The sequence below is a fragment of the Specibacter sp. RAF43 genome, from assembly GCF_052114065.1.
GTDB lineage: Bacteria > Actinomycetota > Actinomycetes > Actinomycetales > Micrococcaceae > Specibacter.
The window spans coordinates 26,692-51,771 of the sequence record NZ_JBFREA010000007.1; the positions used below are offsets into that span (position 1 = coordinate 26,692).

The window sequence follows — 25,080 nt, forward strand, 5'->3', positions numbered from 1 at the left end:
TGACATATCGCGATTCGGGGCGTGAATTGCGTCACATTCACCGACCGGCAACACCCGGGCGGATGCGTGCCAATCCGGCAGTAGGCTTGGCAACCGCACGGTTTTTCGATGCGGGCGCTCCGGCGCCGGCGCCGGAGCGGAAAACATTTCCGGGCGTGGCGTGAGCGGCCAACCCCAGCGGCAGTGGTTATGATCCCCACCCCGCTTGACGCCAGAGACTTACACGGATGTAATTAGACGCACGAACCGCTGTTAGAGGCGCTTGAATCCGCGGAGCATTGCCGGAGCACCAAGCATCAGCCGCGACGGCATCATTCAGGAGGACGATTATGGGGCAGGCTGAGCTGAGTGTGACAAAGTTTCTAGAGGAATCCGCGGAGGGTTCCCGGGGAGTGAATTGGCCGCGGGGCGTGCCGACCGACTGGTTCGTGGACCCGGCCGATCCCGACGCCGCCCGGTCCAATGACACCGCCAATCGCGCCTTCCTGGAGGCCACATCATTTTTGACCGGCCATGAGCTGACCGGCCATGAGCTGACCGGCCATGAGCCGGCCGGTGACGAGCTGGCGGACGCCACCGAGGAGCAGCCCGGGCACACCGCCGTGCCGGTGTGGATAGGACTCCGGCCCGGTCTTGATGACTTCCGGGACGAAGGCGAACTAGGCTGGCAGACGGATGCCCTGTGTGCCCAGACCGATCCGGAGGCCTTCTTTCCGGAAAAGGGCGGGTCCACGCGCGACGCCAAGAAGGTGTGCGGTGCCTGTAACGTCAAGGCGCAGTGTCTGGAATACGCTCTCGCCAACGATGAGCGGTTTGGAATCTGGGGCGGCCTGTCCGAGCGTGAACGCCGGCGGCTGCGGAAGCGAGCAGTCTAATTCTTGAAGCAGTAAAGGTCACTGCCGTTCTGGTTGCCCACAACGGCAGTGACTACCTTCCCACGGTCTTAACGGCACTGGCGGACCAGACGCGACCACCCTCGGTGGTCTACGCTGCGGACGCCGGATCCAGCGACGACTCCGGCGAACTACTGCGCAGGGCCCTGGGCGAACGCAACGTCATCACCCTCGACGCCGGCCGCAAGGGCGGCTATGGCGCCGCGGTGAACGCCGTGCTGGCGCACCGAACCCGCGCCCTGGTGCCGGCGGGAGAACTTTCCGGAGTTGGCACCGGCGGCACCGGCGGCACCGGGGGTGCCGGTGTTGGTGCGGGAGGCGCCGCAGCCAACGAATGGATCTGGCTGCTGCACGACGACGCCGCACCGGCGCCCGATGCGCTGCAGCGGCTGATGGAGGCCGTGGAACGCTCCACCACGGCCACCGTGGTCGGCTGCAAGCAATTGGACTGGGACGAGCCCCGCCGCCTCGTGGACGTGGGCCTGACCGCCACCCGCTGGTTTGACCGGATGACGCTCATCGACCTGGACGAACAAGATCAGGGCCAATACGACGCCCGCACGGACGTCTTCGCCGTGAACACGGCCGGCATGCTGGTGCGCCGGGACGTCTGGGACAAGCTCAACGGCCTGGACCCGGCGCTGCCGGGCCCCGGCGACGATCTCGATTTTTGTGCCCGGGCCCGGCTGGCCGGGGACCGGGTGCTGGTGGTCCCGGCCGCCAAAATGCTCCATGCCGTCGGCCGGCCCGGCGCGCAGGGAACGGCGACGGCCGCGCGCAAGGCCACCGTCTTCCTCCGGCTCAAGCACGCCCCCTGGTGGCAGGTGCCGTTGCTCACGGCCGGCGCGTTCATCGCCGCCGTCTACTGGCTGTTTGCCGGCTTTGTACTCAAGGCCCCCGGCCATGCGGTGCGCATGTTCGGCGCCACCTGCGCCGGGTTCTCGCGCCCCCTGGCCCTGATGCGCAGCCGGTCGGCGCTGGCGAAGACCAGGGTTCACTCCCGGTCCGCCCACAAGGGCCTGTTGGCGGGGACCCGTGAGGCCCGTTCCCACCTGAAGTCCCTGCGCGAGGCGGTGGGACCGGCGGCGGAGCAGCCCGACGCCGCCCTGAACGGCCCGTCCATCCTGGAACCGACCGGCGACACCCACCACGAGGCCATCACGCCCCTGGTGGTGGGCAAGTCGGCCCCGATCGTGGGGGCCGTGGGCCTGTTCATGGTGCTGACCGTGCTGTCCCTGGTGACGCTGTCCCGGTTCCTGGGCGCGCCCGCTCTGGCCGGCGGCGCCCTGCTGCCGGTCTCGGAGGGCGTTGGGCGGGTGTGGTCCCACGCCACCAGCTGGTGGGTCTCCCTCGGATCCGGGCTGGCCGGCCACGGGGACCCCTTCAACTATGTGCTGTGGCTGCTCGCCGGCGCCGGCCTGGGCAACGGGTCCGCGGCCGTCGTCGTGGTGATACTGCTGGCGGTCCCCATCTCCGGGTTCACGGCCTGGCTGGCCGCCGGTGCCCTCTCCCGCCACCGCTGGCCCCGGATCGTCGTCGCACTCGTGTGGGCCGGCGCCCCCGTCTTGCAGGTCGCCGTGGGCGAGGGCCGCCTCGGCGCCCTCCTGGCCCACCTGCTCCTTCCCCTGGTGCTCCTGGGCCTGATCCGCGCGGCCGGCGGCGCCGTGGGCGGCACCTCCGGCGCGCTGGCGGCCACGGCCGCGACGGCCCGCACCGGCAAGCCCGGCCGCCTGGTCAAGTTGGGCCGCCCCGGCGTGGACGGGAACCCGTCCTGGACGGCGGCGGCGGCGGCCGGCCTGGTCCTGGCCGCCGTGACCGCGGGCGCGCCGATCCTGCTGCCCGTGGCCGTCGTGGGTATCGTGCTGGCCACGATCTTCCTGGGCCGGCGCGGCAAGACGCTGTGGTGGTCGCTGTTGCCGCCGCTGGCCGTCTACCTGCCCTTCGGCTGGTCCGCGCTGGCGAACCCGCGGGCGCTGCTCGCGGACCCCGGCCTGCCCGTGCCCGGGGCGCCCGGACCGCTGTGGCAGCAATTGCTGGGCTTCCCGCAGGCCATCCACCCGGCCGGCAGTCTCGCCGGAATCGGCGGCCTGCCCCATCCCGAGTTCTGGACGTGGGCGGCCGTGGCCCTCATCGGCGCCCCCGTCGTTGTGCTCGCCGTCCTGGCGCTGGTGCTGCCGCTGCGCCGCTCCGGCATCGCCCGGACGCTCTGGCTCGTCGCCCTGCTGGGCCTGGCCGCCGCCTACGCCGGCAAGCTGGTGGCCGTCGCGGTCAACGGCGACACCCTCGTCACCGCATTCAACGGCCCGGCCGTCTCCCTGACGCTGCTGGCCCTCCTGGGGGCCGCGCTCCTGGGGTTCGACGCCGTCCATCGCCGCGCGTTCGACCCCGCCGACGGCGGCACCCGGGTCCGCCACGGGAGCCAGCTGACCGCCGTCGTGCTGTCCGTGCTCCTGGTGGCGGCACCGGTGGCCAGCCTGGCCCTGTGGTCCGGGCAGAACCTGACCGGGCACTGGGAAGCCGGGGCCGGACCGGCCGGCGCGCAGCTGCTCAAGCCCGTGACGGCCGGCACCATTCCGGCCACCGCCGCGGACCGCGGCACCGGCCCGGAGGCATCCCGGACCATCGTGCTGGCGGTGCGCAACGATTCCGGGGTGCAGGCACGGCTGATGCAAGGCGACGGCACCACCGCCGACTCCCTCTCCGGGATCGCCGCCGCGGACGGCATCACCGGCGCACCCGGGGTGGAAACCCTCAAGGCGCCCGACGACGCCACGGCCATGCTTCGCCGGACCGTGGCCCTCATGCTGGGCAAGTCCGGCATTGACCCGCGGCCCAACCTCATGGAGCTGGGCGTCGGCTTCGTGGTGCTGCAAAGGGGCGACACCGCCGCCGAACTGCTCGCCCGGGAACTGGAAGGGGTTCCGGGACTGGCCACCGTGGGGCCCACCGACTCCGGCTGGTTGTGGCGCGTCAAGCCTACGTATAAGGTGGCCGGCGCCACGGACGTGGTGAACCGCGTCCGGCTGGTCGACGCCAAGGGGTTGCCGATCGCGCCCGTGGCCTCGGACGGACAAGCCGTCGATACGATGGTGCCGCGGGGAGCCGAGGGCCGCAAGGTGGTCCTGGCGGAGCGCTTCGACGCCGGCTGGAGCGCCCGCCTGGACGGCAGGGAACTCACCCCGGTGGCCGTCGGCTGGGCGCAGGCATTTGAACTTCCCGCCGCCGCCGGGGAACTGGAAATTCACTACGACGAGCCGTGGAGCGCCGTGCTGCACCTGGCACAGATCGTGCTCCTGGGCCTGACGCTGCTGCTGGCGGTGCCCGTGCGTGCCCGCCGCGGCCGGACCGGGGCATATCGGGACGAGGCTTCATTGCAAAAGGTAGGTAGAGGTGTCTGAGACCAACGAGCCGGCCCGGATCAAGGCGGATTCGACCCGTCCCCGGCGGATCAAGGCGGCCGGCGCCAAGCCCGCGCCGGCCAAGCCCGCGCCGGCCAAGCCCGCGCCGGCCAAGCCCGCGCCGGCCAAGCCCGCGCCGGCCAAGTCTGGCAGGGCCAAATCTGTCCGGCCCCGCCGCTGGACGGCCGTGCTGGCCGGGACGGCCACCGCCATTCTGGCCGCGGCCGCCGTGGTGGCCGGCACCATGGCCCCGGGCAACGGTGCCACCGCGGCCGTCAYGGCCACGCATGAGCCGCTGCCCGTGGGCGATTCCCTCTACAACTGTGTCGGCCCCACGCAGCTGTTGACCGGTTCGGCGGCCGGGGCCGACCCGCAGTTCTCGGCCGACTCCTCCGCCACCTCCAGCAAGATCAGCGCCGTCGTCCTGGGCAACCCGGACGGCTCGCTGCCCGGGGCCAGCGTGGACAAGCTGGCCCCCGCCCCGAGCCCGCTGGCGGTCCTCTCGCACGCATCGCCGGGCGCCGCGGCGGCGACCCCCGCACCGGTCGGCGGCGCCGCGAAGGTGCCGGCCGGCGTCGTGCGGGACGTGGACGTCAGCGCCGCCACCGTGCTGCGCGGGACCCCGGTGAACGGACAGGCCGCCGTGGCCGCCGGGGCCGTCGTGGTCGCCAGCGGGGACGGCGACCTGATGGGCCTGGCCGCCGCCGCCTGCCAGGCCCCCGCCAACGATCTGTGGCTGGCCGGGGCCAGCACGGCGGTGGGCCGCACGGCCGTGCTGACCCTGGTGAACTCGTCCCAGAGCCCGGCCACCGTGTCGCTGGAGCTCTTCGGCGCCGGCGGACCGCTCAAGGCGCCCGGCGGCAAGGGGCTGTTGATCGCGCCCGGGGCACTGCGCTCGGTGGTGCTTGCCGGGTTGGCCCCGGACCAGAACCTGCTCTCCGTCCACGTGAACAGCGCTGGCGGCCCCGTCTCCGCCGTCATCCAACAATCGGTGCTGCGCGGGCTGACCCCCGGCGGCGTGGAGTTCCTCCAACCGGTGCAGGCACCGGCCCTCGCCCAGACCATTCCCGGCATCCGCGTGCAGGCGCCGGCCGCGGCGGCAAAGATCTCGGGCCAGTCCGGCTATGGCGACGCCGCGACGGCGCTGGCGGTGACCGTCCCCGGCGCCACCGACGTCGTGGTGGAGGTCAAGGCGTTCGGCCAGTCGGGGCAGGTGGCGCTGCCCGACGGCGGGGTCTTCACGGCCGCCGCCGGGAAGGTGACCGAGTTGCCGCTGGCCGGGCTGCCGGCGGGAACATACTCGCTGTCCGTGTCCTCGGACTCGCCCGTCGCGGCCATCGCGCGCATGGTGAACTTCACCAAACCCGGCGAGGCCGTGGACGTCGCGTACGCCCCGACATCGGCCCGGCTCGGCGACAGCCACCTGGTGACGCTGCCCGGTGGCGTGGCCTCGGCCCTGGTGTTCACCTCACCGGCCGGCGCGGCCAAGGTGATGCTGGTGCCCATCTCCGGGGCCGGTGTGCCAGGCGCCCGCACCACGGTCGATCTCAAGGCGGGCACCACTACCGTGGTGGATCCCGTGCAACTGCTGGGCAAGGACGCCGCCGCCGTGCAGGTCTCGGCGACGGGGGAAGCCGTGTACGGCACGCAGCTGCTGGGGGTCAAGGACACAGCCGGAATTGCGGTGCTGCCGATCACCGGCGCCGCCGCGACGTCCCGCACGGTCAATGTCACCGTGGGGTACTGACCGGCGCATGAGTCGGCGTGAGTTGTGCGCCTGTCGGAAGAATGTCCGCCGGGACTCTTGCCCGGCGCACGACTGGCGGTGAGTTCCACGCAGCGTGTCCACGGGCGCATGAGTCGGCGTGAGTTGTGCGCCTGTCGGAAGAATGTCCGCCGGGACTCTTGCCCGGCGCACGGCTCCACGTGGGTTGTGCGCACGTCGGAGGCGGCCCGGCGTGCGGACATGGTGCGCGGGGTGCCGGGCAGGAGAGCCGGGCGGGCAGGCCCGGTAGCGTCAGTTGCCGCGGAACCGGCGGAACAGCGGGTCGACGGCATCGGGGTCGATGTTCAGCAGGCCCGCGACCTGTTCGATCAGGACCTCGTGGACCAGCTCGCGGGTTTGCCACGGCGCATCACAGAGCGCCTCCACCGGATGCCGGTAGACAATGATGACGGACTGGCGCCCCGGATCATCGCCGGACGGGACAACGGCCGGCTCGCACCTGCCCAGCGGGGCCTGGGAACCGGCGGCGATGAGCGCCTCCAACTGGTCGGGGACTTCCTCCACCAGGTACTCCACGTTCTCCAGGGCGGCACCCCAGAGTTCCATCAGCCGCTCGGCGGACTCCATGACAAGGTCGTCAAACTTTTCCGCACGGGTCCGGAAACCGGGGACACCGGCCGGCATGACGGACCCGCGCAGCCCCCGCCCGTGCCGATTGCGGCGACGGCGCACAAAGGGCCGCCCCGCGGCCGGCGCCGGCCCGGCGCCCGCCCGATGGTCCTCGGAACTGGTCGCCGGATCCGCCCGGAAGGAGACCACAAACCCGGGTTCCTGCGCATTGAACTGCATCATTTCACTGTATGCGTGTGAGCCGTGCAGGGGAAATGCGCCAAAGACGAGTAACCTTGGGAATCGTGGGAACTCTTCGTCAATGCACCAGATCGGCCTGCCGGGAACCGGCCGTGGCCACCTTGACGTACGTGTATGCGGACTCGACCGCCGTCCTGGGCCCGCTGGCCACCTTCGCCGAACCCCATTGTTACGACTTGTGTTCCAAGCACTCCGCCCGGCTGACCGTCCCGCTTGGCTGGGAAGTCATCCGGCTGGCCCGTTCGGACACCCCGCCCGCCCCGGGCCCCGACGACCTGCTGGCCTTGGCCGACGCCGTGCGCGAGGCCGCCAAGGCCGATCCCGAGGGCCCGATCGTCCAGCGCGAACCCCGCGGCACACTGGAGCGCCCCGTCGAGGCCGCCGGCCGGCGCGGGCACCTGCGCATCCTGCGCGACTAGACTGCTGTCACGGTGCCGTCACGCGGACGGCCCGTCGCTACAGCCCCCGAACCGGAAGATTAAACCATGGCGAAAATGAGTGAAGACCTGCTGGCGGTGCTGCGCTGCCCCGTGACCGGCTCGACGCTGATCCAACAGGGCGATGAACTTCTGAGCACAGCGCCCGGAGCGGACGGCCAGCCCGTGCGCTACGCCATTGACGAGGGCATTGCCCTCCTGCTGCGCCCCGACCAGCTGCCGGGCTAGAGAGCCCGCGGGCCGGGCCCGCCCGGCCGCAGCCACCCAGCCACCACCCGCGCCCCCCATGCAAAGGACAATTTCTTGAGTGCCATCCCCAGCCAAACCCTCAGCCCCGACGATTACAGGATTGCGGACATCACCCTGGCCGCCGCCGGACGGCACCAGATCCGGCTGGCGGAATTCGAGATGCCGGGCCTGATGAGCCTGCGCGAGGAGTACGCGGACAGCCAGCCGCTCAAGGGCGCCCGGATCGCCGGCTCGCTGCACATGACCGTCCAGACGGCCGTCCTCATCGAGACCCTGACGGCGCTGGGCGCAGAGGTCCGCTGGGCCTCCTGCAACATCTTCTCGACCCAGGACGAGGCCGCCGCCGCGATCGTGGTGGGCGACGGCACCCCGGAGCACCCCCAGGGCGTGCCCGTGTTTGCCTGGAAGGGCGAAACCCTGGAGGAATACTGGTGGACGGCCCAGCAAATCCTCACCTGGCCCGGCGTGGACGAAGACCCGGCCAAGCCGTCCCTGCGCGGGCCCAACATGATCCTGGACGACGGCGGGGACGCCACCATGCTGGTCCACAAGGGTGTCGAATTTGAGGCGGCCTGGGCCGTCCCGGACACCACCGCCGAGGACTCCGAGGAAGCCGCCGTCTTCCTGGCGGCCCTGCGCGAGTCCCTGGCCGCCGACCCGCAAAAGTGGACGCGCATCGCCGCGCGCATTCACGGGGTCACCGAGGAAACCACCACGGGCGTGCACCGCCTGTACCAGCTGGCCGCCGAGGGCAAACTGCTCTTCCCGGCCATCAACGTCAACGACTCGGTGACCAAGTCCAAGTTTGACAATAAGTACGGCATCCGCCATTCGCTGCCGGACGGGCTGATGCGCGCCACCGACGTGCTGCTCGGCGGCAAGGTCGCGGTGGTCTGCGGCTATGGCGACGTCGGCAAGGGCGCCGCCGAGGCGCTGCGCGGCCAGGGCTCGCGCGTGATCGTGACCGAGATCGACCCCATCTGTGCGCTGCAGGCCGCCATGGACGGCTACCAGGTTGCCCGGCTCGAAACCGTCCTGGAACAGGGGGACATCTTCATCACCACCACCGGCGGCAAGGACATCATCCTGGCCGCGGACATGCTCAAGATGAAGAACAAGGCGATCGTGGGGAACGTGGGCCACTTTGACAACGAGATCGACATGGCCGGGCTGGCCAGGATCGATGGCGTGCAGAAGGTGGAGATCAAGCCGCAGGTCCACGAATGGGTCTTTGAGGCGGGCAGTGAGAACGAGCGCTCCATCATCGTGCTCTCCGAGGGCCGCCTGCTCAACCTGGGCAACGCCACCGGCCACCCGTCGTTCGTCATGAGCAACTCGTTCACCAACCAGGTCATCGCCCAGGTGGAGATTTTCACCAAGAAGGACCTGCCGGAGCTCGAGTACATCAACGACGTCTACGTGCTGCCCAAGATCCTGGACGAGAAAGTGGCCCGCCTGCACCTGGCCGCGCTGGGCGTGGAGCTAACCGAGCTGACCCCCAGCCAGGCCGCCTACCTTGACCTGGACCCGGCCGGTCCGTTCAAGCCCGCCCACTACCGCTACTAGGAGACCCCGTGGCATCCTGGCAGATCACCGGCCCGCACAGCCGCCTGCTCCGTGCGCAGAATCCCGGCCCGATGACCCTGGACGGCACCAACAGCTACGTCCTGTCCACCGATCCCGCCGCGCCCGGCCTGCCCGTGGTGGTGGTTGACCCGGGCCCTCTGCTGGAGGACCACCTGGCGGCGCTGGCGACCGCCGGCCGCGTGGAGCTCATCCTCGTCACGCACCGCCACCCCGACCACACGGACGGCAGCGCCCGGCTCCACGAGCTCACCGGCGCCCCCGTGCGGGCCGCCGACCCCGCCTTCTGCCACGCCGGCGCGCCGCTCGCCGGCGGTGAGCGTATCCGTGCCGCGGGCCTGGACATCGCCGTCGTGGCCACCCCCGGGCACACCTCCGACTCGGTCTGCTTTCACCTGCGGGACGACGCCGGTCCCGGCCAGGTGCTCACCGGGGACACCGTCCTGGGCCAGGGAACCACGGTGATTTGCTACCCGGACGGCCGGCTGGGGGACTACCTGGACTCGCTGGAGACGCTCGCGGCCCTGGGCGCCGGGCCGGGAGCCGGACCGGGCCAGGGGTCCGTTGCCGCACTGCCCGGGCACGGCCCCGTCCTGGCGGACCTGGCCGCGGCCGCCGCCGCCTACCGGGCGCACCGTGCTGAGCGGCTGGCCCAGGTCAGCGCCGCCGTCGAACACCTGCTCCGGACGACCGGGACGGCGCCGGACGCGGCGGCGGTGACGGCCGTGGTGTATGCCCAGGTGCCGGAGAATGTGCAGGGGGCCGCCCGGCTCTCGGTGGAGGCCCAGCTGGATTATTTACGCAATCGCAACCCGGCAACGTAGGTTGTGGGCCGGTTCCGGCCGGATCGTGGCCTAAAATGGGGAGTTAGCCGTGCGCGGCACAGGGGTCTCATCCGCCGACGGCGCGCACCGAATGGGGAGTTTGAATGCCTGACCTGCAAGACACCAAGACCCCCCGCAAGGGGTGGAAGATCGCCCTGATCTCCTTGGTCGCCTTGGCCTTTGCCGGCGGCGGCGTGGGTGCCGCCACGGCGAACACCTGGCTGCCCGGCGCTGCCGCGACCGCGTCGGCCAGCGCGTCGCCCACCCCCACCCCTACCCCGTCGGTGCCGTCGGAGCTGTCCGTCACCCCGGCGAACGCGGCAACATTCGTCAACCCCGGTGCCCCCGTCGTGGCCCAGGTGAAGAACGGCACCATCTACAGCACCGTGTTGAAGGAGACCGACACCGGCACCACCACCGACGGCGAGCTCTTCATCAGCAACACCAAGTGGATCTCCCAGGGCCCGCTGAAGTTCAACACCAAGTACACCCTGGCCGTCACCACGGAGGACGACGCGGGCACCCGGTCCACGGAAACCACCTCCTTCACCACGGTCCCGCCGGAAAATGAGGCCGACCTGGTGATGTTCCCCAGCGCCGGGGCCACGGTGGGTGTGGCGCAGCCGCTCCAGTTCACCTTCAGCGAGCCCGTGACCAACAAGGCAGCCGTGGAGAAGGCCATCACCGTCAGCGCCACCTCCGGCCAGAAGGGTGCCTTCCGCTGGTACTCGGACACCATGGCCCGCTACCGCCCCGCCGACTTTTGGGCCGCCAATACGAAGATCACCGTGAAGATGGACCTGTTCGGGGTGGATTTCGGCAACGGCCAGATCGGCAATTTCAGCAAGACCAACACCGTCCAGATCGGCAACCGGGTGGAAATGGTGGCCGACGCCGCGAACCTGCAGGCCAGCATCTACATCAACGGCGCACTGGTGAAGCAATACCCCGTCACCATGGGCGACGCCCGCTTCCCGTCGGCGTCCGGCTACCTGGTGATCCTCAGCGACAAGCAGCGCCACGCCCGATTTGTGGCGTCCACGATCGGGCTCAAGCCCGGGGACCCGGCCAACTACGGTGAGGTCGACGTCGAGTACGCCACCCGGCTGACGCCCAGCGGCGAGTTCATCCACCAGGCGACCGCCTCGGCGGCCCCGTTCCTGGGCCGGGCGAACCTCTCCCACGGGTGCATCGGCATGTCCGCCGAGGGCGCCTCGTGGGTCTTCAACAACATGCATACCGGGGACCTGGTCAAGGTGGTCGGCAGCCCCAACGAGACCATCGCCCCCACTGACGGCTTTGGCGACTGGAACATCCCCTTCAACCAGTACGCGCACCGCTAGCGGCCTTCCGCTGATCATGGGCCCGAATGCCGTAGCATCGGGCCCATGATCACAGAACTTGCGCGGCTGTGGGCGGAGGCCCCTGTTGCTTTCTGGTTGGTGTTGCTCGCCGGCCTGTATTTTTTGGTCATGGCGGCCTGGTTGACCGTCATCGACATTAAGCATCAGGTGCTGCCCAACAGGATCGTGTTCCCGTCGGCGGCCATTGCCGGCGCGCTGCTGCTGGTGGCGTGCCTGGTGGCGGGCGACGGCGCGGCGGCCCTGCGCACGATCCTTGGGGGAGCGGTGCTGTGGGCTATCTACGTGGTGCTTCGTCTCATCTACCCCGCGGGCATGGGCTATGGCGACGTGAAGCTGGCGTTTGTGCTCGGTCTCTACCTGGGGTTCATCGGCTGGCCGGCGTTGTTGTACGGCACCTTCCTGGCGTTCGTGCTCGGCGCCCTCTGGGGGCTGGCGTTGATGGCCAGCCGGCGCGGCACCGCCAAGACCCAGATCCCCTTCGGACCGTTCATGCTGGCCGGTGCCCTGGTGCAGCTGGTGATTGGCTGAAGGCTACCCGCCCAGCGCGCCGCCTTGGCTGAAGACCTCGATCATGTTGATGGCCGCCGGCCCCATGATGATGATAAACAGGGTCGGGAAGATGAAGAACAGCAGCGGGAACAGCACCAGCACCGGCAGCTTCATCGCCTTTTCCTCGGCCCGCTGGCGGCGCTTGACCCGCATTTGCCTGGCCTGGGTGCGCAACACCTTGGCAATGCCGATGCCGTAAACGTCCGCCTGGACCACGGCCCGGACAAAACCCTTCAGCTCCGGCACCGTGGAACGGTCGGCCAGCGCCTGGTAGGAGTCGCGACGGGCGCGGCCCATCTGCATGTCCTGCAGGGTGCGCACGAGTTCCTCGGCCATGGGCCCGCGCCCGTTGGCGCCGGCCCGGGCCATTGCGCTCTCAAAACCCAGGCCGGCTTCGACGGAGATCAGCATTTGGTCCAGCGTGTCCGGCAATTGAAGCTGGATGGCCTTTTGCCGTTCCTGGGCCTTGCTCAGGATCAGCAGGTCCGGAATGAAATAGCACAGGGACGTCAGGAACAGGGCGAGCAGGACCATTCTCACCCCGGGCTGGATGGCCGTCATCAGGATGCCCACGGCGGCACCGGCAAGTGCCAGCAGCGGCTTGGCAACCAGCAGCCGGGCCAGCGGCATCGTGGCCGGACGCCCCGCGCGGGCCAGCAGCTTGTCCAGTTTGGCTGTGTAGCCGGCGGGTGTGAACCGTCGGGCCACCTCCGGCATGCCCTTCTCACCAAAGGCCGGAGCGGCCTGGCCTGCCTCCACACCCCGGGTGAGGTTGTTGCGGATGACCAACAGGGACTTGGTGTCCACGCTGATGAAGGACCAGGCGAGGTAACCGATCGGCAGCACCACGGCTGCAATGAAGATCCCGGGAAGTGCGATCATATGCGTTGCACCCTCTCAAAACTTGATCTGGACTATTTTGCGCATCCACAGGCCGCCGATGACCATCATGACCGCCCCGACGGCGAGCATCACCCAACCCAGCACGTGCGTTGTCAGGGCACTCAAGTATTGGGGGTTGACCACCATCAGCATTAACGCGATCCCGAAAGGCAGTGCCATGAGGATGAGGGCGGACAATTTGCCCTCCGCACTCAGGGCCTTAACTTGTGCCTTGATCTCGCCGCGCTCGCGGATGGTTTCGCCCACGTGGTCCAGGACTTCGGCCAAATCCCCGCCCACTTCGCGATTGATTTGGATGGCCTGGCTGATCCAGGCAAAGTCCTCACTCTTCATCCGGTGCGCGGTGTCCGCCAGGGCCGCCTCCAGGTCGCGGCCAATGCGCGCCTCGTTGACGATTCTTGCGAATTCCTCCGACGACGGAACCGGGGCCTCCCTGGCCGCCGCATCGATCGCAGCCACCACGCTGTGGCCGGCGCGGAGGCCGCCGGAGATGAGCATGAGGTTGTCCCCCAACTGCTGGTCAAATTTGGTCCGGCGTCGATCCGCGAGCACGGTCAGGGCCGCCCAAGCGCCCACTGCCGCCGCGAGAGCGAGCACAAGGGCGAGCCCCGTCCCGCCGAGCAGGAGGCCCGACAATCCCAGGACCGCCGCGGCCGCAATGACCAGGATCAGGAAATTGGACGGCGGCAGGCGCAGCCCGGCGTCCTCCAGCTTCGAACGGCTGTAGGGGCCGCCGCCGACCGTCCGCTCCAGCACGGCGACCGTGGAGTCCGTGAGGCTGCCCAAAGCCGTCCGGCTGGTGTCCCCGAAGGGTCGTCGCCGGTCCACGGAGACCGCTGACCTCCGTGGCCTAAGGACCACCAGCAGAACCACCGTCAGCGCGGCCAGGCAGAGCGCAAAGCCGGCAATGGGAAGGATGGCGGGCATGGCTACCAACTCCTTGTTGGCTGCGGCCGGCCGCCAAAGACACTGGCCGGGATGGTGATGCCGAGCTCGGCAAAGTGATCCACAAAACGCGGCCGAACCCCGGTGGGTACCGGCTTGCCCAGGAACCTGCCCGTGCTGTCCATGCCCGCGGCGTAGTCGAACACAAAAGCGTCCTGGAGTGTCACGACCTCCCCTTCCATGCCCTGCACCTCGGTAATGTGCGTGACTCGCCGCGTTCCATCGCGGAGCCGGCTCAGGTGCACAATCAGATTGATCGCCGAGGCAATCTGTTCGCGCACGGCGCGCAGCGGGAGATCCATGCCGGCCATCAGCACCAAGGTTTCCAGGCGGGCAATGGCATCCCGGGGAGAATTGGCGTGAACGGTGGAAATGGAACCGTCATGGCCGGTGTTCATCGCCTGAAGCATGTCCAGTGCCTCTCCGCCGCGAACCTCGCCCACCACAATCCGGTCGGGGCGCATGCGCAGCGAGTTCCGCAACAGGTCCCGGATGGAGACTGCGCCCCGGCCTTCGATGTTTGCCGGCCGGCTTTCCAGTCGCACCACGTGGTGCTGCTGGAGCTGCAATTCCACCGCGTCCTCGATGGTGACGATCCGCTCATCCGCCGGGAGGAAACCGGACAGGACGTTCAGCAGCGTGGTCTTGCCGGTGCCGGTTCCGCCGGTGACCAGGATATTGAGCCGGGCCCGCACACACGCGCTCAGTAGTTCGGCCATCTCGGGGGTCAGGGTGCCGAAGTCGACCAGGTTTTGCACGGTGTGGGGAACGCGGCTGAATTTGCGGATGGTCAGCGAGGGTCCATTGACCGCCAGCGGGGGAATGATCGCATTGATGCGCGAGCCGTCCTCCAAGCGGGCGTCCACCATGGGCGACGACTCGTCAATCCGGCGACCCACCTTGGAGACGATTCGCTCAATGACCCGGCGCAGGTGCGTTTCGGTGGCGAACGTCGAATCCGTCAGGGTCAGCTGCCCGTTCCTCTCCACGTAAATCTGATCTGCCTGGTTGACCATGATTTCCGTGACGCTGTCGTCCTCGAGCAACGCCTGTAGCGGCCCATATCCCAGGACGTCGTCTCCAATTTCCCGGATCAGCCGGCGCCGTTCCTCCGGGGTTAATGGAACCTGTTCCTCGTCAATGACTTGGCTGAGCTCCTCCCGGGCGGACTTGCGCAGATCCTCCTCGGAGAGGTTTGGGTCCGTCAGGCGCCCACCCATCCGCTCGAAGAGGGCCTCCCCGGCACGATGCTTGAGGCCGGCCAGGGTCGTGCCGGCTGTGGAGGCCGTCACGTGGGTGGGGGCTGGAAGCGGCGCCGGGTGCGACTTGAGGTCGCTTGTTTCGCCGATGGGGACGAAACCCCTGGCCGCATTCAACCTCTCTGAGAGATTCATGACACCACCGCCCGTCGATGCAGTCTCTTGTGTGTTTGGGAGCCCCAATCGGGTTCAAAGCGTTCCACCAGCCGGCGAAGGTTCTTGGTCGCTGCGTTCCGCACGCCCTCCTGCAGGATCGGCACGCCCTTGTTGGTGGCAAACGGGATGGCTGATGAGTGCGGGACCACCACGTCCACGGGGATGCGGATGGTGGCCTCGACGTCCTGGATGTTCAAACCGGCGTGGCGGTTGGCGAAGTTGAGCACCACGTGCCGAACTTGCGGCACCAGGCCCAGCTCCTCGAGTATGCCCAGCCCGGTGCGCAGTCCCTTGATGCTCGGGATGTCCATGCCGAGCACCCAGACAACGTCCGTGGCTTGCTCCAGCGTGGCCAGGGCGTGTTCGCTCAGGCCCGGAGCCGTGTCCACGACCACGTACTTGAATTCGGTGGCAAGCTGGGCGATCAATCGGCGGATGTGGTCGGCCGTGACAAGATCGGCCTCGCTGGGGTTTCGCGGCGCACAGAGCGCGTACACGCCGCCGGAGTGAACGCTCAGAAACGCCTTGAGCACCATGGCGTCGTGCGCCGCCGCCCCCGTCACGGCATCCAACAACGTATGCTCCGGGTCCAGGGACAGCCCCGAGGCAACGTCGCCGAACTGGAGGTCCAGATCCACAATCACCACGCCCATGGGCGCGATCTGTCCCAGTCCCACCGCCAAATTGGTGGCGATGGTGGTTTTCCCGACGCCGCCCTTGGGTGACATGACGGCAATGATGCGCCCGGTCTCCCGCACGGAATTGGCCGGCGTGGACAGTCCGCGGCGCCTGCTGGCCGCGGACAGGCAGGCCCGTTCCAGCAAGATCCGGATGGTGGGGATGTCTGCGCCCGGGCTCAGGATGTCCCGGATGCCGGAGCGCATGGCGGTCAGCACCACGTTCGCAGCCGCGTCTGCGGCCAGAATGACGCTGATTTCCGGGAACTGCAGATCGACCACCGTGGCCAGCTTGAGCGCCTCATCGACGGACACCCCCGGGCCGAGGATGATGACCTCCGGCGGCTCACCCGGATCCTGGTGCACGATGTCCTGCGGCGCTCCGTTGATGGCCGATTCCGGCAGGGTCTGCACGCTCCCGTGCAGGCCTCCGGCAACTGCGGCACGGACGCGTTGATCGAATTCGGCGACCGTGGTGATGATGATGAAGCGGCTCACTTTAATACGCCATCCTTATGCAGGGTATTCACGGGGGCGGGGTTGGAGTCGGCGTTTTCCCTGGAGAGGTAGATCTTGCCAAATTCGATGCCGTGCACCGTTCTCACCGCATCGGCGCCTGACTGCGCCAACGTGATGAAGATGCCCTCGCCCGAGCCGGCCGGTGGTCCTTGCGCCGTGGCGCCGTCCGATGGTGCCGTGGTGCCGGTGCCCACCCGGGTCACCAGGACCTTGTGGAATTGCAACTTGGTGGCTTGCACGTCCCTCGTGCCGGGTGCAACGCCGTCATTGTAGGAGATGAACAGTCCCACCGTGTCCCCGGCCCGCAGCTGGCCGCCAAGGACCCGCTCGGGTGCCAGCTTGAGCGTGACCTCCTCGAGTCCCTTGGGGACATCCACCTGATTGGGGGCCAGGAGGCTGTCGGGGTTGACCAGGCGATTGGCCAGGAGTTGCTCGCCCGGGACCAGTGCCACGGCGGCAACTTTCCCGCTGAAGGATGAGAGATCCGTGACGGCCCCCTCGGCGACGGCCGTCCGGGGAATTGATTCAGCCTTGACCAGCGATTTGAGTTGGTCCACGGCCGTGCCGGCGGTGATGGGTTGCTGGACGATCAATACCTCCACCGGACTCAGGCCGGCCTGGGCGCGGGTGTCCGCGGCTTGGACGTAGGTGGCAAGGAGGACAGCACCCACAATGGCTAGCACCAATGCGGCAACGCCCCCCAGCAGGCGTGTTTTCACTTTTAGCTCCTAATTACTTGATCAATCGGACAATGCTTCCACCCAAGTTGGGGCCGGTCCCGGGGACCAATCCTTCCTGAAGCGAAACAAAGCGGGTGAAATATCCAAAAAGGCCCCGGCAGTTACCCGTGCAACTCGGTGCGAGGCTATCGGCGTGGTTATTCGGATTAAATTTCCAGCCGGTGACCTGGAAGGCGGCGAACCCATATATTTGATAGGTGGCATGTTGGCCGCCGGTGGTGCTTGATGTCGAAAAGATGGGGACCAGGATCGGTTTTGTCAACAGCGTCGGCATGACGGCTGCACACACGCCGGGGAAGTTGTTCCCGGGGGAACTGCCGGCCTTCCCGGTGCCGACGTCAATGGTTGCCTGGCACTGGCCACCCTCGATGTCCAGCCAACCAAAACCTCCGGTGGGGAAGCCGAGTGCGGCGGTGCACCCCGGATAGTTGGCGTTTTGGTCCGAACGGAGCAATACGCGGGCGCTGTCGGGATTGCCGGTGAAATTGCCGGTGGCCTCAAGCTCCGCCTTTTGGGCCGCGGTGAGGCTCTGGTCGAAGACGCACTTTCCAAACGTCCACGGCAACGCCGTCCCGGCCGTGGGCGGTCCCCAGGCAGCGGTGGCCGTGGCGCCGACGTCGGCCGTGCCGATGCCGAAGATGTTGGCAAACGCGAGCCGGATGAAGTTATTGCCGGCGCCGTCCCGACTTGAGACGTCGACCTGGACGCTGTTGGTGGTGGGAAAGGTGACCGAGTTGGTGCGGGCAGCGCCGTCGTTGGCATTGGCATTGGCATACGTACCCGCGGTGGTTAGAGCGTCCCCGCAGGTGCGGGCGCTGGCGCAATCGTTGGCCACCGCCAGGGAGGCCGAGTCCGCGCCGTTTTGCAGTTGGGCCCGCTCGGCATACATCATGCCCACGTCCACGCAGATGGCGGCGAAGCCAAGCAGGGCAACCATCAGCAGGGCCACCATGATGGCGGATGCGCCGCGCTCGTTGTCCGGACCGTCTATTCTGCGGAGCCCCTTCAGCCGCCGCATTGCATGACTCCCACTCCGGTGATCTGTGGTGCCGGGAAGGGCAGATAGCCCGTCATCCAACCTGGCGTCGTGACGACCCTGACGGTTACCGTGGAACCGGATGAGCAGGCCCCCGCCGAGTAGGTGATGGTGACGGGGGTGCCGGCCGGCAGGGTTGGCGCGGCGGCCAGGGCGGCCGCCTGGGCGGCGCCGTTGGTGAAGCCGGCCTCGGCGTAGTGGACTGCCGCGTAGCGTGCGCCCTCGCGGGCCGCGTTGCTGGCGGAGATCTGGACGTTGAACGCCCGGCCAAACTCCATGATGCCGATGACCAGCAAAAGCAAAATCGGGAGCAGCAGGGCAAATTCCACCGCCGCGGCGCCTCGCTCCGAACCTGTGCGTTTCATTGCCCTCTCCTCCCAGCGGGAAAGCAGGGGAGGCGGCCTCAGATGTCCTGGGGCCGCCTCCGCGGTGGCCTGCGGGATGGTTACGGCGCCACGACCAGGTGGTCGCGCACCTCTCCGAAAACGTTCGTGAGATTCGTTCCGATCGCCGCCACTACGCCAATGATGACGACGGCAATGAGGGAGACCATGATGCCGTACTCAACGGCGGTTGCCCCCCGCTCGCCGTCTCGGACGCGGTCGACGCCGGCAACGAACATGTTCTGCATGGTTACGTAGAGCTTCAACATTGCATTTTCCTTTACTTTAGAAACACTCTTCATGTTTCCAAAGCTCGTCAACAATGCCTTTGAGATCAAAGTATTTAGTTTGAGACCAAACGATTGATTGAGACCAATTATTTAGGTGAGACCAAATTTTTATTTGAAACCAAAGATCAAGCCAACAAGCTTTGGCCCTGGTGACCGGTGAATCATCCCCGGTGAAAATCAACTAGACATCTTGGGGAAAAAAGTAAGTAGCGTACCAAGTACCCGACTTTTTTAGGTACGGCGGGTCGGCGGGTACTTGGTCTTACTTACCCCGGCGCTGTGGCATACTTGGTTCCCTGCGGGCCGGTCCCCATTTGCGCGGAAATTGACACAACGGTCAGCTTGCCGGCTAATTCGGTGAATTTTTGTCAGGTTAGTTTGCGGCGGCGAAAAATCCATGCGTGTTCCCGTAAAGCGCCCTGTCATAAGTGTCAAAAATGCCGGAGTTCAGCCCGGGGCCTGTGATTCCCGCTTTGGGCGGCGTGAGGGGCTACGGCGACCCGACGCCGTGGCGGCGCACCTGTCGGCGCAGCCGCTCGGTGCGTTCCTGGGCCAGCGTGAGGCGTCGGAATTCGCGGTCGCGGCGCTCGGAGATCAGCGCGGCCAGAAACATTTCCGGGGGAGTGCCCGGGGCCGGTCGCGGGGCCACGAACCGTGCCGCCTCCGCTGCCAGGTCAGCACCCAGGGCGGTCCGTGAGGCCGGCGCCATTTGCCCGCCCTGGCGCAGGAATGTGGAAATGCGCCGGGCGAGGGAATCGGGCAGCCGGCCAATATCCGCCAGCGCCGCCCACGCCTGCAGGTGGGGTGCGGTGCTGACCGGCAGCGGCCGCGTCCGGGGCGCCCGGTCGCGAATGGCGTAGGTGCCCGCGAGCATGTCGCCGAGGCATTTGGACTTGTCGTTGAACAGGGACGCCAGGAACGCCACCGAACCCAGGGTCAGGTAAATCTCAAAGAACCCCACCAGCCCGCGGACCAGGGCTTGCCGGAAGCGGATGGAGCCGCCGTCGTCGCGCACGATGCGCAGGCCCATGACCAGCTTGCCCGGCGACTTCCCCCGGGTCAGCGTCTCCACGGCGATGGGCAGCACGACCAACAGGCCGACGGCGGCCAGCAGGGTGATCGAGCGCGCGGCGGCCGAATCCACCAGGACCGGGACGGCGCCGAGCACAAGAAACGCGATGACTGCCAGCAATGCGACGGCCAGAACGTCGATGATGGCGCCCACCGACCGGGCCGCGAAGGAGGCCGGGCGCAGTTCCAGGACGACGGCCTCGCCGGTGATGATCGCGGACATTTCCCCAGTCTAGCCACGGCCCGGGCGGCGGTTATGCTGGGCACGTGGACTTGGATGCATTTACCGCCGTGCACCGGGCGGAATGGGAGCGGCTGGCCGCCCTGGCCCGGAAACGCCGGCTCACGGGGGCCGAGGCCGACGAGTTGCTCGAACGCTACCAAAGCGTCTCCGCGCACCTGTCCCTGCTCCGCTCCGTCGCCGCGGAAAGTGCCCTCTCGGGTTCGCTGTCGGCGGTCCTGGCCAATGCCCGCACCCGGTTCACCGGCGCCCGGTCCAACATTCTTGGTGATCTGGCCCGTTTTTTTGCCTGCTCGCTGCCGGCCGCCCTCTACCGCCTGCGCTGGCTGACGGTGGTGGTGGGCGCCGTGTTTGTGCTCGTCAGCGTGCTCTTTGGGGCCTGGGCGGCAAATACCCCGGGCGTCCTGGCGGCCATGGGCGGCGACGCGCGACTGCAGCAACTGGTGAACCATGACTTCATCAACTACTACTCCGAGAACCCGGCCGCCTCTTTCGCCGGCGCGGTCTGGACGAACAACGCCTGGATTGCCGCCCAATCCGTGGCCCTGGGCGTCACCGGGATTTTTGTGCCGTACCAACTGTTCGTCAATGCCCAAAACGTGGGCATGACCGCCGGTGTCATGGTCGCCTACGGCCGCGGCGACGTCTTCTTCAGCTACATCCTCCCGCACGGGCTCATGGAGCTGACCGCGGTGTTCATTGCCTCCGCCGCCGGGCTGCGCATCTTCTTCTCCTGGGTCAGTCCCGGCCCGCGCAGCCGCCTCGACGCGTTGGCCCGCGAGGGCCGCTCCCTGGTCACCGTGGCCCTCGGATTGGTGGTCGTGCTCCTGGCCTCCGGGCTGGTGGAGGCGTTCGTGACCCCGAGCCAGCTGCCGGTGTGGGCCAAAATCGCCATTGGGGCCGCGGTCCTGGCCGCCTACTGGGCCTACGCGCTGGTGCCGGGCCGCAGGGCCTACCTGGCCGGGGAACGCGGGGAGATGGACGCGGACGACGCCGGCGCCGTCGAGCTTTCCGCCTAGAAACCTCCCGGGGCGCCGGCAAGCTGTGAATGCCCTGCGAGTTTGGCCCGTCCCCGGGGTGGCACCCCCGGCGGCGGGCCGGCGGCGGGTATTCTTCGAAGGTGACCGAGAACCAGACACCGGCAGACCCCAGCCGGCAAGCATCGACCGACGGGACGCCGGCCCAGACGCCCCGGATTCCGGCAACCCTCACCGAAGCCCCGGGCGGCGCGGCGCGGATCAAGATCGACCGGCCGGCCGACGGCGGAGCGGGCGAACCCATGCGTCCGGCGGGACGGCTGCCCCAGCTGCCCCTCGACGCGGAGGCCGGGGCTGCCGGGGACGATTTTGTGGAATCCTCACCCACCACCATGCTCCAACTGCGGCCGCCGCAGGAGGAAGTGGAGCGCCGTTTGGCGGCCCGCGACCAGGCGGCCAATACCAAGCCGGTGCTGCCGAGGGTCTTCCAGGTGCTCCTGGCCGTGTTCTACCCCGTGGTGCTGCTGGTGCTCTCGATCCGCCTCGTCACGACGTCGGTATTCCTGTGGGTGGAGTACCACCGGCCCGGATTTCCCGCGGACTCCTTTGGCTTTAGCACCGATGACCGCATGACCTACGGCTCCTACACGGTGGACTACTTGTTGAACTTCACCGGTCCCCGCTACCTGGGGGGCCTGGTCAATGACAAGGGTGATCCCTTGTTCCTGCCCCGCGAGGTGGCACACATGGCGGATGTGAAATCCGTGATCGACCTGGCCTTCCTGGCCGGCGCCGTGCTGGCCATTGGCATGGTGATCGCCATCATGTACCTGTCCCGGCGCAGCAGCGGCGGGGTCCGGCGCGGCCTGTTCGCCGGATCCATCGCCACCCTGGCGGTGATCATCAGCCTCGGCGTGCTGGCCTTCATGGGGTGGGAAACGTTCTTTGCCGACTTCCACAAGATCTTCTTCGCCAACGGCACCTGGACGTTCTACACGGACGACACCTTGATCCGGTTGTTCCCGAGCCAGTTCTGGCTCGATTCCGGGATCTTCATCGGCGCGTTCGTGCTGGCGGTTTCCTCCCTCACCATGGCGTTCACCTGGCCCACCCGGGACCGCCGGGCGGCCGTGGCCAAGTCCCGCCGGCCGGGGCGCCGCGCGGCGGCCGCGTAGCCCACCTCGCAGCCGGGGGCGGCTAGATCCAGCTCGGCAGCCACATGTGCTGGCGCCAGTAGTCCATCGGGATCAGTTCCGAGGCCCAGATGGGGTAGAAGTAGGCGCTGATCGCCACGGCCAGGATCAGGAAGATCCCGGCGAACAGGGCACCTTGTTGGCGGCGCCACGGGGGGTCGCCCGCGGTGCCCAGCACCAGCCCCAGGACCATGACGACGGCCAGGATCATGAAGGGCTCGTACGCGATGGCGTAGAAGAAGAAGATGGTCCGGGTGGGGTAGAACAACCACGGCACGAACCCGGCCGCGAAACCCGCCAGGATGGCCGCGGCGCGCCAGTCCCGCCTGGCCAGCCACACGCCGATCAAAAATAGGACGGCCAGTGACCCGCCCCACCAGATCAGCGGGTTGCCCACGCTGGTGACCATGGCCGCACATTTGTCCGCGGTGCACCCGTCCTGGCCCTTCGTCGGGTAGGCGGAGAAGAACGACGTCGGGCGGCCCATCACAAACCAGGACCACGCATTGGCCTTGTAGGGGTGGTCCGAGCTCAGCCCCGTGTGGAACGAGTACGCGGTGGAGTGGTAGTGCCAGAGCGAGCGCAGCGACGCCGGCACCCACCCCCAGGTGTCGCTGGGATTCGACGCGGCCCACATGCGGTCGTAGGCGTCCCTGGAGAGAAACCAGCCCGACCATGAGGCCAGGTAGGTCACGGCGGCCACGGGCACCATGCTGGCAAACGCGAGCGGCCCGTCCTTCAGCAGCGCCCCGGTGACCCAGTACCTGATCCCCGCGATCCGGCGCGCCTGCAGGTCCCACACGACGCTCATCAGGCCAAACGCGGCCAGGAAGAACAGCCCGGACCATTTGGTGCCGATGCACAGCCCCAGCGCCACGCCGGCGGCCAGCCGCCACCAGCGGACCCCGAGCCACGGCCCGTAGAGCAGGTGCCTGGCCGGGACGGTACCGTCCGGGGAGGTGAGGGCCGCCAGCCGGGCGGCCAGCCGGCGTCGTCCGTCATCACGGTCCATGACCAGCGCACCGAAGGCCACCAGCGCCCAAAACATGACGAACACATCCAGCAGGGACGTGCGGGACTGCACAATGGCGTGCCCGTCCACCGCGAACAGCAGCCCGGCCGCGGCGCCCAGGATGGTGGAGCGGAACATCTTCTGCGCAATCAGCGCCAGCAGGAAGATGGACACGGTGCCCGCCAGCGCCGCCGAGAACCGCCAGCCAAAGGTGTTGTCCGGGCCAAAGAGCCACATCCCGAACGCGATCATCCATTTCCCCACCGGCGGGTGCACCACATACTCGGGGGTGGTCTGGATCCCGGAGAAGTCGCCCCGGTTGAACAATTCGTTGGCCTTGGTCCCCCAATTGCGTTCGTAGCCGCTTTGCAGGTAGCTGTAGGCGTCCTTAACGTAATACGTTTCGTCAAAGACCAACGACGCCGGCTGGCCCAGCCGGATGAACCGCAGCACGGCGCCGATGATCGCCGTCAGCGCCGGGGCGAGCCAAAACCAGAGCCGCAGGCTCGGCGGCGTGGCGGCCCACGAGGCGAGATCCCCGATCAGCCGCCCACGCAGGCCCGGCGCCGTGAAGGCCGCGACCGGCTCCCGCAGCCACCGGGGGGCGGGGCTGTCCGCGGCGGGTGTGTCCGGGGTGTCCGGTGCCTCTCGGGTGACGGTGGGTTGCACCCTGCCAATGCTACCCAGTGCGGGCCGGCGGCCGCGGCCAACTACGCTGGTGTCTATGGAAGAAGACCAGCAAGGCGGCGCCAGCGGGCCCGCCATCCCGATCGAAGGCGGGCCCGGGTACATCGTGCTGGCCGCCACCCCCATTGGCAATATGGGTGACGCCTCCGCCCGGCTCATCTCCTGGCTGGGCTCGGCGGACATCGTGGCGGCGGAGGATACCCGCAGGCTGCACCGGCTGGTCACCTCCCTTGACGTTCAGGTGACCGGGCGGATCATCAGCTACCACGAACACAACGAGGCGGCCAAGACACCCGAGCTTCTGGCCCAGGTGCAGTCCGGGAAGGTCCTGCTGATGGTGACCGACGCCGGCATGCCCGCGGTGTCCGACCCCGGATTCCGACTGGTGGAGGCGGCCGCGGCCGCCGGGGTGCGCGTGACCGCCGCCCCGGGCCCGTCCGCCGTGCTCACGGCGCTGGCCTTGTCCGGGCTGCCCACGGACCGCTTCTGCTTTGAGGGGTTCCTGCCGCGCAAGGCGGGGGAGCGGGCCGGACGGCTCTCCGAGCTGGCCGGCGAACGCCGGACCATGGTGTTCTTTGAGGCGCCGCACCGGCTCGAGGTCATGCTGCGCGCCCTGCACACCGCGTTTGGGCCGGGCCGGGCGGCCGCCGTGTGCCGGGAACTGACCAAGACCTATGAAGAGGTCATCCGCAAGCCGCTGTCTGGGTTGCTGGAATGGGCCGAGGCCGCCGAGATCCGCGGCGAAATCGTCGTGGTGGTGGCCGGTGCGCCCGAGGCCGCTCCCGGCACGCCCGAGGACCACGTGGCCGCAGTCAACGAGCTCATGGGCCAGGGCCTGCGCATGAAGGAGGCCGTGGCCTTGGTGGCCCACGACGTCCACGTCAGCAAGCGCGAGCTTTACGGCGCCGTGCTGGCCGCCCGCGGATAGGCGGCCGCCGGGGGGTAGCTTGCGGCCCGCCGGCAGCACCCGCCCGCGTTGTACAAATGCACAGTGGGGAGCGGATTTGGTAGTGCGCGCATGCGTAGACACTTTAAGCCGCGGGGAACTACCGTGAAGTGAAGGCGTGACCAGCCGCCATTCCGCCGTGGGCGCATGC

Annotated in this window: 23 protein-coding genes; 12 read left to right on the forward strand and 11 right to left on the reverse strand. The window is 68.3% G+C overall.

Features of this window, described 5'->3' with window-relative positions:
- Positions 1-329: 329 nt before the first annotated feature.
- From AB4Y80_RS05925 to AB4Y80_RS05935, 3 genes are read left to right on the forward strand one after another with little or no spacing between them, the layout of a single operon-like run.
- Positions 330-875 (forward strand): WhiB family transcriptional regulator, encoded by a 546-nt coding sequence (locus AB4Y80_RS05925; protein WP_442212644.1) that lies wholly within the window; start codon positions 330-332, stop codon positions 873-875.
- Between the two features lie 29 nt (positions 876-904).
- Entirely contained in the window at positions 905-4,291 is a 3,387-nt protein-coding gene (locus AB4Y80_RS05930; RefSeq protein ID WP_442212753.1) for a glycosyltransferase family 2 protein, read from the forward strand.
- Positions 4,284-6,038, forward strand: a complete 1,755-nt coding sequence (locus AB4Y80_RS05935; protein ID WP_442212646.1) for a DUF5719 family protein — start codon at positions 4,284-4,286, stop codon at positions 6,036-6,038. The genes AB4Y80_RS05930 and AB4Y80_RS05935 overlap by 8 nt, the downstream gene beginning before the upstream one ends.
- 270 nt (positions 6,039-6,308) lie before the next feature.
- On the opposite strand, the gene AB4Y80_RS05940 is transcribed toward AB4Y80_RS05935, so the two are convergent.
- Positions 6,309-6,866 (reverse strand): metallopeptidase family protein, encoded by a 558-nt coding sequence (locus AB4Y80_RS05940; protein ID WP_442212648.1) that lies wholly within the window; start codon positions 6,864-6,866, stop codon positions 6,309-6,311.
- Between the two features lie 65 nt (positions 6,867-6,931).
- On the opposite strand from AB4Y80_RS05940, the gene AB4Y80_RS05945 reads away from it, so the two are divergent.
- The 6 genes from AB4Y80_RS05945 to AB4Y80_RS05970 all read left to right on the forward strand — a co-directional run bounded on the left by AB4Y80_RS05945 (position 6,932) and on the right by AB4Y80_RS05970 (position 11,873).
- On the forward strand, positions 6,932-7,306 hold the full coding sequence (locus AB4Y80_RS05945) for a DUF3499 domain-containing protein (RefSeq protein WP_442212650.1): 375 nt from the start codon (positions 6,932-6,934) through the stop codon (positions 7,304-7,306).
- A gap of 66 nt (positions 7,307-7,372) precedes the next feature.
- Positions 7,373-7,552 (forward strand): hypothetical protein, encoded by a 180-nt coding sequence (locus AB4Y80_RS05950; RefSeq protein ID WP_442212652.1) that lies wholly within the window; start codon positions 7,373-7,375, stop codon positions 7,550-7,552.
- Positions 7,553-7,627: 75 nt separating this feature from the next.
- Entirely contained in the window at positions 7,628-9,139 is a 1,512-nt protein-coding gene (ahcY, locus tag AB4Y80_RS05955; protein WP_442212654.1) for an adenosylhomocysteinase, read from the forward strand.
- A gap of 8 nt (positions 9,140-9,147) precedes the next feature.
- Complete coding sequence (locus AB4Y80_RS05960) at positions 9,148-9,981, forward strand: MBL fold metallo-hydrolase (RefSeq protein ID WP_442212656.1); 834 nt, start codon at positions 9,148-9,150, stop codon at positions 9,979-9,981.
- A gap of 104 nt (positions 9,982-10,085) precedes the next feature.
- On the forward strand, positions 10,086-11,324 hold the full coding sequence (locus AB4Y80_RS05965) for an Ig-like domain-containing protein (protein ID WP_442212658.1): 1,239 nt from the start codon (positions 10,086-10,088) through the stop codon (positions 11,322-11,324).
- Positions 11,325-11,369: 45 nt separating this feature from the next.
- Positions 11,370-11,873, forward strand: a complete 504-nt coding sequence (locus AB4Y80_RS05970; RefSeq protein ID WP_442212660.1) for a prepilin peptidase — start codon at positions 11,370-11,372, stop codon at positions 11,871-11,873.
- 3 nt (positions 11,874-11,876) lie between these two features.
- Here the strand turns inward: AB4Y80_RS05970 and AB4Y80_RS05975 are convergent, their stop codons facing one another.
- The 9 genes from AB4Y80_RS05975 to AB4Y80_RS06015 form a co-directional block, all read right to left on the reverse strand.
- Positions 11,877-12,776 carry a type II secretion system F family protein gene (locus AB4Y80_RS05975; protein WP_442212662.1) on the reverse strand — a complete coding sequence of 300 codons (900 nt, stop codon included), beginning with the start codon at positions 12,774-12,776 and terminating at the stop codon, positions 11,877-11,879.
- Between the two features lie 15 nt (positions 12,777-12,791).
- Complete coding sequence (locus AB4Y80_RS05980) at positions 12,792-13,724, reverse strand: type II secretion system F family protein (RefSeq protein WP_442212664.1); 933 nt, start codon at positions 13,722-13,724, stop codon at positions 12,792-12,794.
- A 2-nt stretch (positions 13,725-13,726) separates the two neighbouring features.
- The gene (locus AB4Y80_RS05985; RefSeq protein WP_442212666.1) at positions 13,727-15,136 is read right to left on the reverse strand and encodes a CpaF family protein; all 1,410 of its coding nucleotides are present in this window, start codon (positions 15,134-15,136) and stop codon (positions 13,727-13,729) included.
- The gene (locus AB4Y80_RS05990) at positions 15,133-16,332 is read right to left on the reverse strand and encodes an AAA family ATPase (RefSeq protein WP_442212668.1); all 1,200 of its coding nucleotides are present in this window, start codon (positions 16,330-16,332) and stop codon (positions 15,133-15,135) included. The genes AB4Y80_RS05985 and AB4Y80_RS05990 overlap by 4 nt, the downstream gene beginning before the upstream one ends.
- Positions 16,329-17,072: a Flp pilus assembly protein CpaB gene (gene cpaB, locus AB4Y80_RS05995; protein WP_442212670.1), complete on the reverse strand. Its 744-nt coding sequence runs from the start codon at positions 17,070-17,072 to the stop codon at positions 16,329-16,331. The genes AB4Y80_RS05990 and cpaB overlap by 4 nt, the downstream gene beginning before the upstream one ends.
- A 13-nt stretch (positions 17,073-17,085) precedes the next feature.
- Positions 17,086-18,111, reverse strand: a complete 1,026-nt coding sequence (locus AB4Y80_RS06000) for a pilus assembly protein TadG-related protein (RefSeq protein WP_442212672.1) — start codon at positions 18,109-18,111, stop codon at positions 17,086-17,088.
- The gene (locus AB4Y80_RS06005) at positions 18,099-18,494 is read right to left on the reverse strand and encodes a TadE/TadG family type IV pilus assembly protein (protein ID WP_442212674.1); all 396 of its coding nucleotides are present in this window, start codon (positions 18,492-18,494) and stop codon (positions 18,099-18,101) included. The genes AB4Y80_RS06000 and AB4Y80_RS06005 overlap by 13 nt, the downstream gene beginning before the upstream one ends.
- 80 nt (positions 18,495-18,574) lie before the next feature.
- The gene (locus AB4Y80_RS06010) at positions 18,575-18,781 is read right to left on the reverse strand and encodes a Flp family type IVb pilin (protein WP_442212676.1); all 207 of its coding nucleotides are present in this window, start codon (positions 18,779-18,781) and stop codon (positions 18,575-18,577) included.
- 511 nt (positions 18,782-19,292) lie between these two features.
- On the reverse strand, positions 19,293-20,096 hold the full coding sequence (locus AB4Y80_RS06015; protein ID WP_442212678.1) for an RDD family protein: 804 nt from the start codon (positions 20,094-20,096) through the stop codon (positions 19,293-19,295).
- Positions 20,097-20,140: 44 nt separating this feature from the next.
- Between AB4Y80_RS06015 and AB4Y80_RS06020 the strand changes: the two genes are divergently transcribed.
- The gene (locus AB4Y80_RS06020; RefSeq protein WP_442212680.1) at positions 20,141-21,133 is read left to right on the forward strand and encodes a stage II sporulation protein M; all 993 of its coding nucleotides are present in this window, start codon (positions 20,141-20,143) and stop codon (positions 21,131-21,133) included.
- Between the two features lie 101 nt (positions 21,134-21,234).
- Positions 21,235-22,266 (forward strand): TIGR01906 family membrane protein, encoded by a 1,032-nt coding sequence (locus AB4Y80_RS06025; RefSeq protein WP_442212682.1) that lies wholly within the window; start codon positions 21,235-21,237, stop codon positions 22,264-22,266.
- Between the two features lie 22 nt (positions 22,267-22,288).
- Here AB4Y80_RS06025 and AB4Y80_RS06030 read toward each other — a convergent pair whose 3' ends face one another.
- Complete coding sequence (locus AB4Y80_RS06030; RefSeq protein ID WP_442212754.1) at positions 22,289-23,974, reverse strand: dolichyl-phosphate-mannose--protein mannosyltransferase; 1,686 nt, start codon at positions 23,972-23,974, stop codon at positions 22,289-22,291.
- A gap of 46 nt (positions 23,975-24,020) precedes the next feature.
- On the opposite strand from AB4Y80_RS06030, the gene rsmI reads away from it, so the two are divergent.
- The gene (rsmI, locus tag AB4Y80_RS06035; protein ID WP_442212684.1) at positions 24,021-24,911 is read left to right on the forward strand and encodes a 16S rRNA (cytidine(1402)-2'-O)-methyltransferase; all 891 of its coding nucleotides are present in this window, start codon (positions 24,021-24,023) and stop codon (positions 24,909-24,911) included.
- Positions 24,912-25,080 lie beyond the last annotated feature (169 nt).

What these genes read in the sequence shown, in the direction of transcription:
- AB4Y80_RS05925 (WP_442212644.1), top strand. Translation starts at nt 330, where the DNA reads ATGGGGCAGGCTGAGCTGAGTGTGACAAAGTTTCTAGAGGAATCCGCG.
- AB4Y80_RS05940 (WP_442212648.1), bottom strand. Translation starts at nt 6,866, where the DNA reads ATGCAGTTCAATGCGCAGGAACCCGGGTTTGTGGTCTCCTTCCGGGCG.
- AB4Y80_RS05950 (WP_442212652.1), top strand. Translation starts at nt 7,373, where the DNA reads ATGGCGAAAATGAGTGAAGACCTGCTGGCGGTGCTGCGCTGCCCCGTG.
- AB4Y80_RS05965 (WP_442212658.1), top strand. Translation starts at nt 10,086, where the DNA reads ATGCCTGACCTGCAAGACACCAAGACCCCCCGCAAGGGGTGGAAGATC.
- AB4Y80_RS05970 (WP_442212660.1), top strand. Translation starts at nt 11,370, where the DNA reads ATGATCACAGAACTTGCGCGGCTGTGGGCGGAGGCCCCTGTTGCTTTC.
- AB4Y80_RS05975 (WP_442212662.1), bottom strand. Translation starts at nt 12,776, where the DNA reads ATGATCGCACTTCCCGGGATCTTCATTGCAGCCGTGGTGCTGCCGATC.
- AB4Y80_RS05980 (WP_442212664.1), bottom strand. Translation starts at nt 13,724, where the DNA reads ATGCCCGCCATCCTTCCCATTGCCGGCTTTGCGCTCTGCCTGGCCGCG.
- AB4Y80_RS05985 (WP_442212666.1), bottom strand. Translation starts at nt 15,136, where the DNA reads ATGAATCTCTCAGAGAGGTTGAATGCGGCCAGGGGTTTCGTCCCCATC.
- AB4Y80_RS06000 (WP_442212672.1), bottom strand. Translation starts at nt 18,111, where the DNA reads ATGCGGCGGCTGAAGGGGCTCCGCAGAATAGACGGTCCGGACAACGAG.
- AB4Y80_RS06005 (WP_442212674.1), bottom strand. Translation starts at nt 18,494, where the DNA reads ATGAAACGCACAGGTTCGGAGCGAGGCGCCGCGGCGGTGGAATTTGCC.
- AB4Y80_RS06010 (WP_442212676.1), bottom strand. Translation starts at nt 18,781, where the DNA reads ATGTTGAAGCTCTACGTAACCATGCAGAACATGTTCGTTGCCGGCGTC.
- AB4Y80_RS06015 (WP_442212678.1), bottom strand. Translation starts at nt 20,096, where the DNA reads ATGTCCGCGATCATCACCGGCGAGGCCGTCGTCCTGGAACTGCGCCCG.
- rsmI (WP_442212684.1), top strand. Translation starts at nt 24,021, where the DNA reads ATGGAAGAAGACCAGCAAGGCGGCGCCAGCGGGCCCGCCATCCCGATC.